This is a genomic window from Streptomyces brevispora (assembly GCF_007829885.1).
Lineage (GTDB): Bacteria > Actinomycetota > Actinomycetes > Streptomycetales > Streptomycetaceae > Streptomyces > Streptomyces brevispora.
This window is the reverse complement of the sequence record NZ_VIWW01000001.1, coordinates 493,491-508,938: the sequence shown is the minus strand read 5'-3', so window position 1 is coordinate 508,938 and position 15,448 is coordinate 493,491. Positions and strand designations below refer to the sequence as shown.

General features: G+C 71.9%; 13 protein-coding genes. 9 read left to right on the top strand and 4 right to left on the bottom strand.

Features of this window, described 5'->3' with window-relative positions:
• The first annotated feature begins 105 nt into the window (after positions 1–105).
• Positions 106–924: a chaplin gene (locus FHX80_RS02375; protein WP_145762579.1), complete on the top strand. Its 819-nt coding sequence runs from the start codon at positions 106–108 to the stop codon at positions 922–924.
• 64 nt (positions 925–988) lie between these two features.
• Here FHX80_RS02375 and FHX80_RS02370 read toward each other — a convergent pair whose 3' ends face one another.
• A complete protein-coding gene (locus FHX80_RS02370) occupies positions 989–1,177 on the bottom strand; it encodes a DUF5703 family protein (RefSeq protein ID WP_145762578.1) in 189 nt (62 codons plus the stop codon).
• 47 nt (positions 1,178–1,224) lie between these two features.
• On the opposite strand from FHX80_RS02370, the gene FHX80_RS02365 reads away from it, so the two are divergent.
• Positions 1,225–1,884, top strand: a complete 660-nt coding sequence (locus FHX80_RS02365) for a hypothetical protein (protein WP_145762577.1) — start codon at positions 1,225–1,227, stop codon at positions 1,882–1,884.
• Between the two features lie 87 nt (positions 1,885–1,971).
• Here FHX80_RS02365 and FHX80_RS02360 read toward each other — a convergent pair whose 3' ends face one another.
• Entirely contained in the window at positions 1,972–4,365 is a 2,394-nt protein-coding gene (locus FHX80_RS02360) for a helix-hairpin-helix domain-containing protein (protein WP_145762576.1), read from the bottom strand.
• The gene (locus tag FHX80_RS02355) at positions 4,362–5,345 is read right to left on the bottom strand and encodes an aldo/keto reductase (RefSeq protein WP_145762575.1); all 984 of its coding nucleotides are present in this window, start codon (positions 5,343–5,345) and stop codon (positions 4,362–4,364) included. Before FHX80_RS02355 ends, FHX80_RS02360 begins: the two co-directional genes overlap by 4 nt.
• A 140-nt stretch (positions 5,346–5,485) precedes the next feature.
• On the opposite strand from FHX80_RS02355, the gene FHX80_RS02350 reads away from it, so the two are divergent.
• Positions 5,486–6,535: an LLM class F420-dependent oxidoreductase gene (locus FHX80_RS02350; RefSeq protein ID WP_145762574.1), complete on the top strand. Its 1,050-nt coding sequence runs from the start codon at positions 5,486–5,488 to the stop codon at positions 6,533–6,535.
• Positions 6,536–6,805: 270 nt separating this feature from the next.
• The gene (locus FHX80_RS02345; protein WP_145762573.1) at positions 6,806–7,594 is read left to right on the top strand and encodes a ferritin-like domain-containing protein; all 789 of its coding nucleotides are present in this window, start codon (positions 6,806–6,808) and stop codon (positions 7,592–7,594) included.
• 14 nt (positions 7,595–7,608) lie between these two features.
• On the opposite strand, the gene corA is transcribed toward FHX80_RS02345, so the two are convergent.
• On the bottom strand, positions 7,609–8,604 hold the full coding sequence (gene corA / locus FHX80_RS02340; protein WP_145762572.1) for a magnesium/cobalt transporter CorA: 996 nt from the start codon (positions 8,602–8,604) through the stop codon (positions 7,609–7,611).
• Between the two features lie 59 nt (positions 8,605–8,663).
• Here corA and FHX80_RS02335 point away from each other — a divergent pair, with 59 nt between their 5' ends.
• The 5 genes from FHX80_RS02335 (at position 8,664) to FHX80_RS02315 (ending at position 15,435) form a co-directional block, all read left to right on the top strand.
• A complete protein-coding gene (locus FHX80_RS02335) occupies positions 8,664–9,374 on the top strand; it encodes a histidine phosphatase family protein (protein WP_145762571.1) in 711 nt (236 codons plus the stop codon).
• 106 nt (positions 9,375–9,480) lie between these two features.
• Complete coding sequence (locus FHX80_RS02330) at positions 9,481–10,071, top strand: DUF3090 domain-containing protein (RefSeq protein ID WP_123468727.1); 591 nt, start codon at positions 9,481–9,483, stop codon at positions 10,069–10,071.
• Positions 10,035–10,874 carry an SCO1664 family protein gene (locus FHX80_RS02325; RefSeq protein ID WP_145762570.1) on the top strand — a complete coding sequence of 280 codons (840 nt, stop codon included), beginning with the start codon at positions 10,035–10,037 and terminating at the stop codon, positions 10,872–10,874. The genes FHX80_RS02330 and FHX80_RS02325 overlap by 37 nt, the downstream gene beginning before the upstream one ends.
• A 177-nt stretch (positions 10,875–11,051) precedes the next feature.
• Complete coding sequence (mshC, locus tag FHX80_RS02320) at positions 11,052–12,281, top strand: cysteine--1-D-myo-inosityl 2-amino-2-deoxy-alpha-D-glucopyranoside ligase (RefSeq protein ID WP_145762569.1); 1,230 nt, start codon at positions 11,052–11,054, stop codon at positions 12,279–12,281.
• A gap of 109 nt (positions 12,282–12,390) precedes the next feature.
• A complete protein-coding gene (locus FHX80_RS02315) occupies positions 12,391–15,435 on the top strand; it encodes an NPCBM/NEW2 domain-containing protein (RefSeq protein WP_145762568.1) in 3,045 nt (1,014 codons plus the stop codon).
• Positions 15,436–15,448 lie beyond the last annotated feature (13 nt).

The following is a 15,448-nucleotide window of genomic DNA, read 5'->3' as shown; positions in this document are numbered from 1 at the left end:
GGCGGTCCCGGAGCACACGCCATGTGCTCCGGGGCCGCCGGGTCCTTTGCCTCCGCACGGTCAAGTCCGGGGGTATTCCGGAAGGTAGAAGGCAGGAAACAACCTATGCGACAGGTCACGCGTAAAGGCCTGATCACCATGGCGGCGGCGGGCGGCGTGCTCGCCCTCAGTGGCGGTTACGCACACGCCGACGCGGGAGCGGCCGGCGGCGCATCGAATTCCCCGGGGGTGCTTTCAGGGAATTCGGTACAGATCCCGATCGACGTTCCGGTCAACGTTTGCGGTAACTCCGTGAGCGTTGTCGGACTGCTCAACCCGACCGCGGGAAATGCCTGCGGAAACGGTTCTGGAGGTGCGGCTGCAGGCCGGACCGGAACGACCGCCGGCACGCCGGGCAGTCACGCGTCGGACAGCCGGACCTCCGGCAGCCGCGCGTCGGACGACCGCGGCGCGGGCGCGCGGGCGGGCACCGGCAAGCACCGGGCCGTCCGCAACGACGGCGGGGGCGGGGCAACGGCGGAGGGGTACGCGCAGGGCTCGCCCGGTCTGCTCTCGGGCAACCAGGTTCAGGCCCCCATCGACATCCCCGTGAACGCCTGCGGGAACAGTGTCAACATCGTTGGCCTGCTGAACCCCAGCCTCGGCAACACGTGCGAGAACGACAGCACGCCGCAGGTCGAGGTTCCGGTCACACCGGTCACACCGGTCACACCGGTGACTCCGGTGACTCCGGTCACCCACGAGGTACCGCCGCCACCCGCACCGCACATCCCGAACACGCCGGCGCCGCAGAGCGTGCCCCAGAGCACCCCGCAGCTCGCGCACACCGGAGCGGGCGGGCTCGACCTGCTGATCCCGGCGAGCGCGGGTCTGCTGCTGGCAGGCGCGGGCACGGTGCTGTACCGCCGCGGCAGGGCCGCCTAAAACGGCACCAGGCCGAGCACGGCAACGGAGCGGGCCCCGCAGCAGCGGGGCCCGCTCCGTGTTGTCACCAGGTGGCCCGCAGCTGGCGGATGATCCGTCGGCGCAGCCGCACCCGGCGGCTGCCGTCTCGGTGCAGCGACAGCCGGTCCAACTCCCAGTGCCCGTACTCGGCATGGTCGGTCAGCAGGCGGGTCGTCTCCTTCCGGGACACCCCGCGCGGTACGTACACGTCGACAAATTCGTATTCCGGCATCGCATCTATTGTGCGGGCAGAGCCCGTGTACGGATAGCGTCTGCCCTATGTCTGATGCTGCGCAGCCATCCGCTGCCGAGGTACGCGCCGCCGCCGATGCGGTCAAGGTCGCGCTCGACCGTCACCTCGAGGCGGTCGAACGCCGGTCCGGGGACGACGACCCCGCTGTTTACGACGCGTTCAACGCACTGGCCGCTGCGGCGGAGGTCTACGACGAACTCCTCTACGACCGCCATGACGAGGTCACCCCGTTCGAGATTCCGGGCGCGGAGGACTCCCTCCCGCCCTACAGCGGTCCGGAGGAGCCGAACGCACTCAGTGTGCTGATCCGCCGCGACTACGCGGTGGTGGAGCCTCAGCGGCTGCTCGCGCAGGCACAGCGCCTTGCGGACCTGGACCCGGACGACCGCGAAAGCGAGACCGCGGCCGTGGTAGGCAGCAGCGTCCACGCGGCGCTGGGGGTGCTCTTCGGGGAGTACGAGGCGGACGAGATCGCGTCCCGGCACACGGAGTTCGGCCTTGAGGAGGGCGACTCCACACTCTGGGTCGCGGCGGCGGACGGACTGCCGGATCCGGGCGAGTGGCTGGGAGCGCCCTTCGACGACGCGGACCCGCAGCTGGTCGTGTGCCGGTTCGATGTCAGTGCCGTCTTCGACGAGGACGAGCTGGACGAGGAACCGGACGGTCCGGCGAGGGACGCCTCCTGACCCGTCCGTCGGTGAACGTCCCACCGTGACCGGTGGCGTGCCCAGGGGCCGGGTGGCTGCGCGACGCAGCCGCCCGGCCCTTCGGGGTCACCCGTCGGCAGCCTCCAACAAGGTGCGCAGTCGGGTGGTGCGGTCCTGCGCGGGGGACTGGGCGACCGCGCGCGGCAGGGCCTGATCCACCCCGTGCACCACCGACAGGTGCCGCTCACCCCGGCCGAAGGCGGTGTAGACCCAGGGGCGGCTGAGCCCCTGCGCCGCGTCACCGGGCAGTACGACGACCACCGCGGGCCACCGCATACCGGCCGCCTGATGGGCGCTGAGCGCCCAGGCATGGCGCACGGACGCCTCCACCCGCTCCTGCGGTACGACGAGCGGGGTCCCCGCACAGTCCAGGTGCAGCCCCTCGGCATCGGCCGAGACGACCACGCCCGGCACGGTCCTGCCCGGTGCGGGGACATGGGCGATCCGGTCGCCGGGGTCGAAGCCGCCGAACCGTCCGGGCCCGGGGTTGAGCCGTTGCTTGAGCGCCTCGTTCAGCGCCCGGGTGCCCGCCGAGCCGCCGTGGCCGACGGTGATCACCTGGGTGTCGGACGACGGCACACCGATGGCGCGCGGCACCGAGTCGGCGACCAGCTGCACCGTGCGGTGCACCGCCTCGCCCGCGTCGCGCACGGGCACGATCACCACTTCCCTGCCCGGCGCCGCCACCTGGTTCAGCTCCCCGACGCCGATGCCGGAGACCAGCTCGCCGATCGGACCGGGATCCGGCGTACGGGAGACGACCTGCGGGCACGCGCGGGCGGCCAGCACATCGGCGAACACCCGCCCCGCACCCGCCGAGCCCAGCACACCCGGATCGCCGCTGAGCACCAGACGGGTCCCGTCGGCGAGGGCCTCCACCAGCATCGCACCGGTCTCGACGTCGACCTGCGGGGCGTCCAGCACGACGAGCAGGTCGACGGCTACGGCCCCCTCCTCGTCCCGTCCGGGGCCCTCGGTGCCGGCGAGCAGCCCGGCCAGCGTGACCGCCGCCGAGGGGTCGCCGACCGCCTCGGCCAGCCGATGCCTGCCGTCCACGCTGTGGGTGGCGCCCAGCGCCCGTAGCCCGAGGCCGCTCGCGGCCGCGATCAGCGCGGCGGGCTCGGCCCTGGCCGCCTCGCCACCGGTGTGCGCGACGAGTCCGTGGGCCGCGGCCGTACGGATCAGCTCGGCGGCCGAGGGGGAAGGTGCGGACGAGGCGGCCGCCGACCAGTCGGCATCCTTCTCGCAGGCGTTCACCAGCCGGGCCAGCCCGTCGGCGAGGCTCTCCTCGGCCAGGGCGTACCGGTCGAGTCCGAGGAACACCTGCACCGGCTCCCGCCCGTCCCCGGCCCGCGCGCCCTCGTCGGCGTCGGCGCCTCCTTCCGGGGCTTGTGCGGCCTCCTCGGCCTCCTCGTCCTCCGGACCGTCCTGGAAGACCAGCACGACGCCCTCGGCGACGGCGTGCTGCACGGCCGCGTCGGGGTCGGTCACCGCCCGCCCGGCGAGTGCGGTCCGTACGTCCGCCGCGTCCAGCGCGGTGTGGCCCTGCAGTGCGGCACGCTCCAGCAGCCAGCCGACCAGCGCCGCGGTACGCCGCTCGTCGTCGGGCCCGCACTCGGCGCCCAGCAGGGCCCGGGCGAAGCCGTCGGCCTGTTCCGGCCCGACGCCGGGGAGGGAGAGCAGTTGCCAGGGGTCCTCGCGCAGGGCGTCGGCGGCCTGCGCGCCGAGTGTCCCGGCGGCCGGGCCGGCCAGGCTCTCGGGAGCTCCGCCCGCGGCCAGCACGGCAGCCACGGCGCTGACCACCTCGGGCGCAGCGCCCTGGGGGGAGCGGGCGGACTCCGGGGCCCGCTCCCGCACCGGCGTCGGTGCGGGGACGGTCCGGCGGGGGACGGCGGGAGCCGGGGAGTCGAAGAACGCGGCTCCCGGCTTCTCGCCGCTCTCCACGGCGCGCACGGCCGCCAGCAGATCGGCGGCCGGCCCGCTCAGCTTCGTACCGGCGGGGATGGGGCCGTCCTTCTCGGCCTTGCGCTTCTCGATCCGCTCCAGCAGCTCGCGCTGGGCGGCGAGCTCCGCCTCGGCCTCGGAGAGGACCGGGACAGCGGCGGCGCCATCGGTCCCGTCGGTGGTGTCGGCGTCGGCGCTTCCGCCCGTCTCCGCAGCGGTGTCGGCGTCGTCCGCTGCCTCGGCCGTCTCGTCGGACCCGTCGGACCCGCCCGTTCCGGCGGCCGTCTCCCCGCCGTTGTCAACGCCATCGTCAACGCCGTCGTCAACGCCATCAGCAACGTCGTCGCCAACACCGCCGGTCGCCTCGCCCGTCGCCTCGTCGGTCGCCTCGTCGGTCCCGGCGGCCTCCTCGGCAGGTGCGGTAACCGCGGGGGCGGGCACGGGGGCGTCCGCGACAACGCTGTCGTCGTCGGTGGCCGAGGGGCCGGGGGATTCCCCCCGGGGAAGCGCAGTCACAGCGTGCTCCAGTCCTGGTCGGGATAGCGGTGCACGGGCGCCGACACATCGTCGAGCGCGCGGCAGATCTCGTCAGGAAGACTAAGCGTCTCCACTGACAATGCCTCCGCGAGCTGCCGCGCGTTGCGCGCGCCGACGATCGGGGCCACCACCCCCGGCCGGTCCCGCACCCAGGCGAGCGCCACCTGGAGGGCCGTCGTGGCCAGCCCGTCGGCCGCGGTCGCCACGGCCTCCACGATGCGGCTCGCCGGATCGTCGAGATACGGCTCGACGAACGGGGCCAGCCGCTCGGACGCGCCGCGTGAGTCCGCCGGGGTGCCGGTGCGGTACTTGGCGGTCAGCACGCCCCGGCCCAGGGGCGACGACGGCAGCAGCCCCACGCCGAGGTCGAGAGCGGCCGGCAGCACCTCGCGCTCCACGCCCCGTTGCAGCAGCGAGTACTCCATCTGCGTACTGGCCAGCCGGGTCCGCACACCGGGCGAGGCCAGCTGCCAGGTCGCGGCCTTGGCCAGCTGCCAGCCGCAGAAGTTCGACACCCCCGCATAGCGGGCGCGCCCGCTGGACACCGCCAGGTCCAGAGCCTGGAGCGTCTCGTCCAGCGGCGTCACCGGGTCGAAGGCGTGCAGCTGCCACAGGTCCACGTAGTCCGTGCCGAGCCGGTCCAGCGAGGCGTCGAGGGCCGCCAGCAGATGTCCGCGCGAACCGTTGAACCTGCGGTACGGATCGAGCACGTTGCCGGCCTTGGTGGCGATGACCAGATCGTGCCGCGGCACCAGGTTCTCGACGAGGCGCCCGAGCAGGTACTCCGACTCGCCGGCGCCGTACACGTCCGCGGTGTCGACCAGGGTGCCGCCCACCTCCCAGAAGGCCTTCAGCTGCTCGGCAGCGTCGTGCTCGTCGGTGTCCCGGCCCCAGGTGAGGGTGCCGAGCCCGATCCGGGACACTCGAAGGCCGGTGCGGCCGAGATGCCTCTGCTCCATGGGCGCTGAGATTACTGGCCGTGGCTCCGCTCGGCGCGGGGCTGTGGACGACCGGGGCCCGGGTCGCCCCTGCCGGATCCCGTTCCCGCGCGCTAGAGTCCGGAACACAGGGACGTTACTGATCAGTAAGGGGAGCGGCTATGCGGCTCGGCATCAATCTCGGTTACTGGGGCGCGGGTATGGACGGGGACAACCTCGCCGTCGCGCAGGAGGCCGACCGGCTCGGCTACGACGTCTGCTGGGCGGCCGAGGCCTACGGCTCGGACGCGCCGACCGTGCTCACCTGGGTGGCCGCGCAGACCGAGTCCATCGACGTCGGCTCCGCGATCATGCAGATCCCGGCCCGCCAGCCCGCCATGACGGCGATGACCGCGGCCACCCTCGACTCGCTGTCCGGCGGCCGGTTCCGGCTCGGCCTCGGGGTGTCGGGGCCGCAGGTCTCCGAGGGCTGGTACGGCGTCAAGTTCGACAAGCCGCTGGCCCGCACCCGGGAGTACGTCGAGATCGTCCGCAAGGCGATGACCCGCGAGCGGCTGTCGTACGAGGGGCAGCACTGGACGCTCCCGCTGCCGGACGGTCCGGGCAAGCCGATCAAGCTGACCGTCCACCCGCAGCGCGAGCACATCCCGCTGTACATCGCCGCGATCGGCCCGAAGAACCTGGAGCAGACCGGCGAGATCGCCGACGGGGCGCTGCTGATCTTCCCCTCCGCGGACCACCTGGAGGACACCGCGGTGAAGCACCTGCGGGCGGGCCGTGAGAAAGCCGGCCTGACGATGGAGGGCTTCGACGTCTGCCCGACCCTGCCGCTCGCCATCGGCGACGACGTCAACGGCCTCGCCGACATGTTCCGGCCGTACACCGCGCTGTACGTCGGCGGCATGGGCAGCCGCAAGCAGAACTTCTACAACCAGCTCGCCCAGCGCATGGGGTACGAGAAGGAAGCCGCCGAGATCCAGGACAAGTACCTGTCCGGCGACAAGAGCGGTGCGGCCGCCGCCGTACCGCACCAGCTGATCGACCAGACCACGCTGCTGGGGTCGGTGGAGCGGATCGCCGACCGCATGCAGGCCTACGCGGCCGCGGGCGTCACGACCCTGACCCTGGCCCCGGCCGGCTTCACGCTCGACGAGCGGATCGCCGCGCTGCGCGCCGGTACGGACGCGCTGGAGCGGTCCGGGCTCGCCTGACCTGAGAGGCCGCGGAAGCGGCATCGCCCGGCTCCCGGGCAGCACTGCGGCCGTGGTGGGGGCTCGGGGGCTCCCCGCCACGGCCGTCACGCGGAACAACGCGGTCGGAGGCGGTTGGGTTACGGGGCGCATGCGGAAACGATTCGTCATGTGCGCGCCCAGGACCGTGCCGGGTGCACGTTCGGTCCAGTCCGGGGGCCCTCCTGTTGCCCGTCGGAGCTGGGAGCACTTGACTGTCGCTCGGCGGATGCCGGTACGGAGGTGGCAGTGATGCTCTCGGCGAAGAAGCTGTTCCAGGAGATCCTCGACGACGACGAGTCGTTCCGGCTGTTCTGCTCCATCGCCGCCGGCGGCGAGTCCCAGGGAGGCTGGGAGAACGGCCGCATCGCGGCCCTCGTACCCGCGAGCCAGCGGGCGCTGGCCCCGAAGATCACCCGGCACGGCGCCGACGAGGACAAGCACGGCCGGATCTTCCACGCCCTGCTCAGGAAGCGCGGTCTGGCGCCCGTCGAGGTCCCGCACGAGACCGACTACACGATGCTGCTGGAGCAGTACGGCATCGGCCTCGCCCATGAGCAGCTGGGGCGTGAGGAGCCGCTCGCCGAGCGCGACATCATCACTTACCTGGCACACAGCCGGGTGACCGAGCAGCGCGCCTCCGAGCAGATGCGACTGCTGCGGAGGTACTTCGCCGACCACCCCGACCTCGGCCGCGCGGTGCGGATGATCTCGCACGACGAGGACAACCACCTGGCGTACTGCCACGAGGAACTGCTGCGCTTCGCCAGGTCGGGACACGGCCGTACGATCCAGAGCATCCTGCGCGAGTGCGCACTCGGCGAGATCCGGGTCTACCGCGACGTCAGCCTCGCCGTGATGGACCACATGGGCCGCATCCTGGGCTGGCCGAGGGCCAAGGCCGCGGCGTTGGCCGCGGGAATCCACGCCGTCTACGCGTACGAGCGCCTGGTGGGCTGGCGGCGCATGGTGAGCCTGGCCCTGCCCGAGCGGCGCGACGCGCTGGGCGGGCCGGCCGTCCCGGCACCCGAGTACGGCTGACGATCTCCCCCTCCTCAGAGCCAGCCGCGTCGCTTGAACTGGCGGTACAGGCCGAGGACCACGCCCGCCATCAGCAGGACCACCGTCGGATAGGCCCACACCCAGCGCAGCTCCGGCATGTGCTTGAAGTTCATGCCGTAGATCCCCGCGACCATGGTCGGTACCGCGGCCATCGCCGCCCAGGACGAGATCTTGCGCATGTCGTCGTTCTGCCGGACCCCCATCTGGGCGAGATGCGCGGACAGGATGTCGGAGAGCAGCCGGTCGAGGCCCTCCACCTGCTCGTTGGCACGCGTCAGATGGTCCTGGACGTCCCGGAAGAACGGCTGCGACTGTTCGCGGACGAAGGGCACCGCCGCGCTCGCCAGCCGGGCCATCGGGGAGGCCAGCGGGCCGGTCGCCCTGCGGAACTCCAGCACCTGGCGCTTGAACGTGTAGATGCGGGCCGCGGTGTTCTTCGAGTCGCCGGTGGCGGTCGGGGCGAAGACCTGCGTCTCCAGCTCCTCCAGGTCGACCTGGAGTTCGCCCGCGACATCGATGTAGTGGTCCACGACCGCGTCGCTGATCGCGTACAGCACCGCCGTGGGCCCGTGCTTGAGCAGATCGGCGTCGGCCTCCAGCCGGCGGCGCACGGCGGCCAGCGGCGCGGCCTCGCCGTGCCGGACCGTCACCACGAACGAGTCGCCTATGAACGCCATCAGTTCGTCCGTGCTGACCGTGTCGTTCTCGTGGTCGTACGCGACCGGCTTTATCACCGCGAACAGCGAGTCGTCGTACACCTCCAGCTTCGGCCGCTGGTGCGCGGCCAGGGCGTCCTCCACGGCGAGCGGGTGCAGCCCGAACTCGCTGCTGACCAGGTCGAACTCCTTCTCCGTCGGCTCGTGGAGGCCGATCCACAAGAAGGCGTCACCGGTGGCCCGGGCCTCGTCGAGGGCGTCGGAGAAGTCGGCGGGGCCGTCGGTACGGCGTCCGTCCCGGTAGATGGCGCAGTCCACAATCACGGCGCGCATTCTGCCCTGCCACGGTCCCGGATGCACCTTTCCCGGAGCGTCGGCCTACGCTGGCCGCTATGCCCACCCTGATCCTCGTACGCCACGGCCGCTCCACCGCCAACACGGCCGGGGTGCTCGCGGGCCGGACCCCCGGCGTAGCGCTCGACGAGCGCGGCGCCGAGCAGGCCGCAGCACTCCCCGGACGGCTGGCCGCACTGCCCCTCGCCGCGGCCGTCACCAGCCCCTTGCAGCGCTGCCGGGAGACCCTGCGGCCGCTGCTCGACGCCCGGCCGGACCTGCCGCTGCACACCGAGGAGCGGATCAGCGAGTGCGACTACGGGGACTGGGCGGGCCGCAAGCTCGCCGAGCTCGCCGACGATCCGCTGATGGCGGTCGTGCAGCAGCACCCGTCGGCGGCGGCGTTCCCCGGCGGCGAGTCCATGAGGGCGATGCAGGCACGCGCCGTCGACGCGGTACGGGAGTGGAACGCGCGGATCGAGGCGGAGCACGGCGAGAGCGCCGTCTACCTGATGTGCTCGCACGGCGACATCATCAAGTCCCTTGTCGCCGACGCGCTCGGCATGCATCTGGACCTCTTCCAGCGGGTCCACGCCGACCCGTGCTCGGTCACCGCGATCCGCTACACCCGGCTGAGGCCGTTCCTGCTGAGGCTCGGTGACACGGGCGACCTCGCCCCGTTGGTGCCGCGCGTACCGGCTCCTGACGAGGGCAAGGCGGCCGGCGGAGCCGCGGACGCCGCGGTCGGGGGCGGCGCTGGGGCGCCGTGATCGCTCCGCGCAGTAGGGTGGACGCGCCGTAGGCGCCTTTTCCGGGAGGACTCTCCCGGGCCCCGGCCGAACCCTCATCCGCGTCAAATCACAAGGGAGACAGGACGTGTCCCGTCAGGTGTTCCTCTACGACCCCCCGGACCGTTTCGTGGCCGGTACGGTCGGGCTGCCTGGACGTCGTACGTTCTTCCTGCAGGCATCCTCAGGCGGACGTGTCACCAGCGTTGCCCTGGAGAAGACCCAAGTCGCCGCGCTCGCCGAGCGCGTGGACGAACTGCTCGACGAAGTGGTCCGGCGCACCGGGGGGAACTCCCCGGTGCCCGCAGTGGCCCCGATGGACGTCACCGACACCGCTCCGCTCGACGTCCCCGTCGAGGAGGAGTTCCGGGTCGGCACGATGGCACTCGCCTGGGACGGCGAGGAACAACGCATGATCGTCGAGGCGCAGGCCCTGGTCGAGCTGGAAGCGGAATCCGTCGAGGATCTCGCGGAGGCCGAGGAGCGACTGCTCCAGGACGAGGAGAACGGCCCGCCGATGCTCCGGGTCCGGCTCAGCGGAGCGCAGGCCCGCGCGTTCGCCAAACGCGCCCTGGACGTCGTGAACGCCGGCCGCCCGCCGTGCCCGCTGTGCAGCCTCCCGCTCGATCCGGAAGGACACGTATGCCCCCGCCAGAACGGATACCGCCGCGGGGCCTGACCGACGCCGAGCGGATGACCCTGCTCGGCAAGGGCGAGCTCACCGTCCTCGGACGGGTCCGAGGGGCCTCCAACGCGGTGCTGTACTGCTCGGTCGCGTACGAGGGCGAGCAGACGCACTGCGTCTACAAGCCGGTGGCCGGCGAACAGCCCCTGTGGGACTTCCCCGACGGCACGCTCGCCCAGCGCGAGGTGGCCGCGTACGAGGTCTCCGAGGCGACGGGATGGGGCCTGGTGCCACCGACCGTGCTGCGGGACGGGCCCTACGGCCAGGGCATGTGCCAGCTGTGGATCGAGGCGGCGCCACAGGAGGAGGACGGCCCCCGACTGCTCGCGCTCGTCGAGGACGAGGAGCCGGACGAGGGCTGGAAGGCCGTGGCCCTCGCCGAGGTCGGGGAGGGCAGGACGGCGCTGCTGGTCCACGCGGACGATCCGCGGCTGCGGCGGCTCGCGGTCCTCGACGCGGTGATCAACAACGGCGACCGGAAGGGTGGACACCTGCTGCCCGCCCCCGACGGCCGGCTGTACGGCATCGATCACGGCGTCACCTTCAACGCCGAGGACAAGCTGCGGACCCTGCTGTGGGGCTGGGCGGGCGAGCCGTTGCCCGTGGAGGCGGTGGAGGTGCTGGACCGGCTGGCCGACGAGCTCGAACCGGGGGCCGCACTGGTCACCCGGCTGGGCGAACTGATCACCGCGGCCGAGATCGAGGCGCTGCGGGCCCGGGTGGCGGGGCTGCGGTCCACGGGGCTCCACCGGGAGCCGAGCGGCGGGTGGCCTGCCATTCCGTGGCCGCCGGTGTAGGCAGGGGTCCGGCGGACGGGCCCCTGGTGCGACCGCCTCCCCGGACCGGTCCGGGGGGCTGGGGAGCGGAGCCCCGGGGGAACGGGGCACCGTTCGGGGCCGTGCGCAAGGGTGCCTCTTCGGACAGGTTCCCCCTCCGGTTCGTATCCGGAAGCCGCGTCCGGTTACGCTCGTCGCATGCATGCCTGGCCCGCTTCTGAGGTCCCCGCCCTGCCTGGCAAGGGCCGCGACCTTCGGATCCACGACACCGCGACCGGCGGACGGATCACCCTTGACCCCGGTCCCGTCGCCCGCATCTATGTCTGCGGCATCACGCCGTACGACGCGACCCATATGGGTCATGCGGCGACTTACAACGCGTTCGACCTCGTTCAGCGCGTGTGGCTCGACACCAAGCGGCAGGTTCACTATGTCCAGAACGTGACCGACGTGGACGATCCGCTGCTGGAGCGGGCCGTGCGCGACGGTCAGGACTGGACCGAGCTCGCCGAGCGTGAGACGGCCCTGTTCCGCGAGGACATGACCGCACTGCGCATGCTCCCGCCGCAGCACTACATCGGAGCCGTCGAGGCGATACCCGGCATCGTGCCGCTCGTCGAACGACTCCGCGACGCGGGCGCCGCCTACGAACTCGACGGCGATGTGTACTTCTCCGTCGACACCGACCCGCGCTTCGGCCAGGTCTCCAACCTCGACGCCGAGGCGATGCGACTGCTCTCCGCCGAACGCGGCGGCGACCCGGAGCGCCCCGGGAAGAAGAACCCCCTCGACCCGATGCTCTGGATGGCCGCCCGTGAGGGCGAGCCGAGCTGGGACGGCGCCTCGCTCGGCGCCGGCCGGCCCGGCTGGCACATCGAGTGCGTCGCCATCGCCCTGGACCATCTCGGCATGGGCTTCGACGTTCAGGGGGGCGGCTCCGACCTCGCCTTCCCGCACCACGAGATGGGCGCTTCGCACGCCCAGGTGCTGACCGGCGAGCACCCGTTCGCCCAGGCGTACGTGCACGCCGGCATGGTCGGCCTGGACGGCGAGAAGATGTCCAAGTCCAAGGGGAACCTGGTCTTCGTCTCGGTGCTCCGCCGCGACGGCGTGGACCCGGCGGCGATCCGTCTCGCACTGCTCTCGCACCACTACCGCTCCGACTGGGAGTGGACCGACCAGGTGCTCGCCGACGCGGTGGACCGGCTCGCCCGCTGGCGCGCCGCCGTCTCGCGGCCCGACGGGCTGTCCGCCGACGCCCTCGTCGACGAGGTCCGCGAGGCCCTCGCCGACGATCTGGACGCCCCGGCAGCCCTGGCCGCCGTGGACCGCTGGGCCGAGCGGCAGACCGCCGGCGGCGGCACGGACGAGGGGGCGCCGGGACTCGTCTCGCGCACCGTCGACGCGCTGCTCGGTGTCGCGCTGTAACTGCCCGCTGTATCAAGCCCGTTCATCGGCCCCGAACTTCTTGACGAAGTTCGGGGCCGATTCCGTTTTGTCCATGGTCAAATGCTTGATGCTGCGCTAAAAGCGCTCTATGCAATCGTCAACACGCATCAGAACGGCAGTAGTTGCAGCGCTGCTGGGACTGTTCGCCGTCCTCTCGGGACCGGGCAGTGCCCAGGCGGATCCGGCCCCACCCGCTGAGTCGACGGTCGGCGACCTCACCGGCTTCTCGGCCGACGGATCCGTCTACCACCTGCGTGCGGGGACGGCGGAGGCCCGCGTCAGCTTCGTGTCCGCCGAGACCTTCCGGATCGAACTCGCCCCCGACGGCACGTTCTCCGACCCGGCCGGCGACGCCATCGTGCTGCCCCAGGGGTCGCCGCCCCGCACCCACTGGAAGGAGCGGAGCGACCGCTACGACCTCTCCACCGGCGACGTCACCCTGCGTGTCTACAAGTCGCCCCTGCGATTCGCCCTGCACCGGGCCGACGGGAGCCAGGTCTGGTCCGAGGCGAAGGGGCTGAGCTGGGACGGCGAGAAGACCACCCAGACCCTCGCGCGCGGCGGCGACGAGCAGTTCTACGGCGCCGGTATGCAGAACGGCCGCGGCAACACCTCGCACCGGGGCAAGACCGTCGAGGTCGGCGTCGACTACGACTGGGACGACGGCGGGCACCCCAACTCGGTTCCGTTCTACCTCTCGTCGGCCGGCTACGGCGTGTTCCGCAACACCTTCGCGCCGGGCACCTACCGCTTCACCGACCCGGTGACCACCAGCGCCGAGGAACAGCGCTTCGACGCCTACTACTTCGCGGGTGACGCCAAGGAGGTCATAGGCCAGTACACGAAGCTCACCGGCAAGCCGTTCCTGCCGCCGGTGTACGGCATGGAGATCGGCGACGCCGACTGCTACCTCCACAACGCCAACCGGGGCGAGCGCCACACCCTGGACGCGCTCAAGATCGCCGACGGCTACGTCGAGAACGACATGCCGAACGGCTGGATGCTCGTCAACGACGGCTACGGCTGCGGCCACGAGGACCTCGCGGAGACCGCCAAGGGCCTCCAGGACCGCGACATGCAGCTCGGCCTGTGGACCCAGGACGGCATCGACAAGATCGCCGAGCAGGTCAAGGCCGGCCAGCGCGTCGCCAAGCTCGACGTGGCCTGGATCGGGGACGGCTACAAGTTCGCCCTGGACGGCTGCAAGGACGCGTACAAGGGCATCGAGGACAACAGCGACGCCCGCGGCTTCACCTACGCCCCCGAGAGCTGGTCCGGCGCGCAGCGCTGCGGTGTCCAGTGGTCCGGCGACCAGTACGGCACCTGGGACTACATCCGCTGGCAGATCCCGACCTACGCCGGCGCCACGATGTCCGGCCTCGCCTACACCACGGGCGACGTCGACGGCATCTTCGGCGGCAGCGCCAAAACGTACACCCGTGACCTCCAGTGGAAGATGTTCCTGGGGACCACGATGACCATGGACGGCTGGGCGGCCAGCGACAAGCAGCCCTTCCGGTACGGGGAGCCGTACACCTCCGTCAACCGCGAGTACCTCAAGCTCAAGGAGTCGCTGCTGCCCTACCAGTACTCCTACGCCCACGAGGCGACGAAGACCGGTGTCGGCATGGTGCGCCCGCTGGTGCTGGAGTACCCGGACGACCCGAAGGCGGCGACGGACGCGGCCAAGTACGAGTTCATGTCCGGCGAGGACTTCCTCGTCGCCCCGGTCTACCAGGACAGCACCGAGCGGGACGGCATCTACCTGCCGAAGGGCACCTGGACCGACTACTGGACCGGGCGGACCTACCAGGGCCCGACCACCGTCGACGACTACAGCGCCCCGCTCGACACCCTGCCGCTGTTCGTCAGGGGAGGCGCCAGTGTGCCGATGTGGCCGGGCATCCGCTCGTACAAGGACCGCACCGCCGGCTCCCCGCTGGCCTGGGACATCTACCCGCAGGGCAAGTCGTCGTTCACCCTGTACGAGGACGACGGCGTGACCCGGCAGCACCGCGACGGCGCGTACGCGACGCAGACGGCCGATGTCCGCGCACCGGCCAGGGGCGCGGGAGACATCACCGTGAACATCGGTGAGAGCAAGGGGAAGTTCACCGGGAAGCAGAGCAGCCGCCCGTACGAGTTCAGCGTGCACACCGGCTCGGAGCCGAGCGCGGTGAAGCTCACCGGCAAGCTGCCCCGGCTCGGCTCGGCCGCCGCGTACGCCTCGGCGAAGCAGGGCTGGTGGTACGACCGCGACGACCGCGGCGGCGTGGTGAAGATCAAGACCGCCCCGCTGTCCACGGGCAGGAAGTTCTCCGTGAAGCTGGAGAACACCAGTGCGGTCGGCGGACGGAACGCGGCCGCGACGGCCACGGTCTCTGCACCGCAGGGCCAGGAGGCCGGCGCGGGAGTCCCGGCCACCGTCGCCGTGGACGTCACCGCGGGCAGGGCCGATGTGACGGACGCCGCGGTCTCCCTGGACGTCCCCAAGGGCTGGCGGGTCACCCCGGCCGAGCCCGTGCAGCGGATCCCGGCGGGCACCACCCGGCGGGTCGAGGTGTCGGTCACCCCGGCGAAGGACGCCGCGGCGGGAGAGGCGCGGATCACCGCGCTCGTCCGCTACCGCTCGGCGGGCGAATCCCGTACGGCGGTCCAGCGGATCGCCGCGGCGGTGATGCCGCCGCCTCCCACCGGTGAGGTGTGGGCGAGCGATCTGGAGTGGCTGAGCTCGGTCAACGGCTACGGTCCGGCCGAGCGCGACCGCAGCAACGGCGAGTCGGGTGCGGCCGACGGCGGCCCGCTCACGCTGGCCGGGAAGGTGTACGAGAAGGGGATCGGCACCCATGCCGACTCCGACATCGAGATCTATCTCGGCGGACAGTGCTCGAAGTTCACCGCGGACGCCGGGATCGACGACGAGATCGACGGCTACGGCGAGGTGGCGTTCTCCGTCGAGGCCGACGGCAAGGTGCTCTGGACCTCGCCGAAGGTGACCGGGGCGTCGGCGACCGTACCCGTCGATGTGCCGCTCGACGGCGCACGCCATGTGCGTCTGAAGGTCACGGACACCAACGGTTCCAAGACCGGCGACCACGGCGACTGGGGAGCCGCGCGCTTCACCTGCTCCTGAATGTCCGCAGCGA

Coding starts and splice junctions, on each gene's coding strand:
- FHX80_RS02365 (WP_145762577.1), top strand. CDS start 1,225: ATGTCTGATGCTGCGCAGCCATCCGCTGCCGAGGTACGCGCCGCCGCC.
- FHX80_RS02345 (WP_145762573.1), top strand. CDS start 6,806: ATGCTCTCGGCGAAGAAGCTGTTCCAGGAGATCCTCGACGACGACGAG.
- FHX80_RS02335 (WP_145762571.1), top strand. CDS start 8,664: ATGCCCACCCTGATCCTCGTACGCCACGGCCGCTCCACCGCCAACACG.
- corA (WP_145762572.1), bottom strand. CDS start 8,604: ATGCGCGCCGTGATTGTGGACTGCGCCATCTACCGGGACGGACGCCGT.
- mshC (WP_145762569.1), top strand. CDS start 11,052: ATGCATGCCTGGCCCGCTTCTGAGGTCCCCGCCCTGCCTGGCAAGGGC.
- FHX80_RS02370 (WP_145762578.1), bottom strand. CDS start 1,177: ATGCCGGAATACGAATTTGTCGACGTGTACGTACCGCGCGGGGTGTCC.
- FHX80_RS02325 (WP_145762570.1), top strand. CDS start 10,035: ATGCCCCCGCCAGAACGGATACCGCCGCGGGGCCTGACCGACGCCGAG.
- FHX80_RS02355 (WP_145762575.1), bottom strand. CDS start 5,345: ATGGAGCAGAGGCATCTCGGCCGCACCGGCCTTCGAGTGTCCCGGATC.
- FHX80_RS02315 (WP_145762568.1), top strand. CDS start 12,391: ATGCAATCGTCAACACGCATCAGAACGGCAGTAGTTGCAGCGCTGCTG.
- FHX80_RS02375 (WP_145762579.1), top strand. CDS start 106: ATGCGACAGGTCACGCGTAAAGGCCTGATCACCATGGCGGCGGCGGGC.
- FHX80_RS02350 (WP_145762574.1), top strand. CDS start 5,486: ATGCGGCTCGGCATCAATCTCGGTTACTGGGGCGCGGGTATGGACGGG.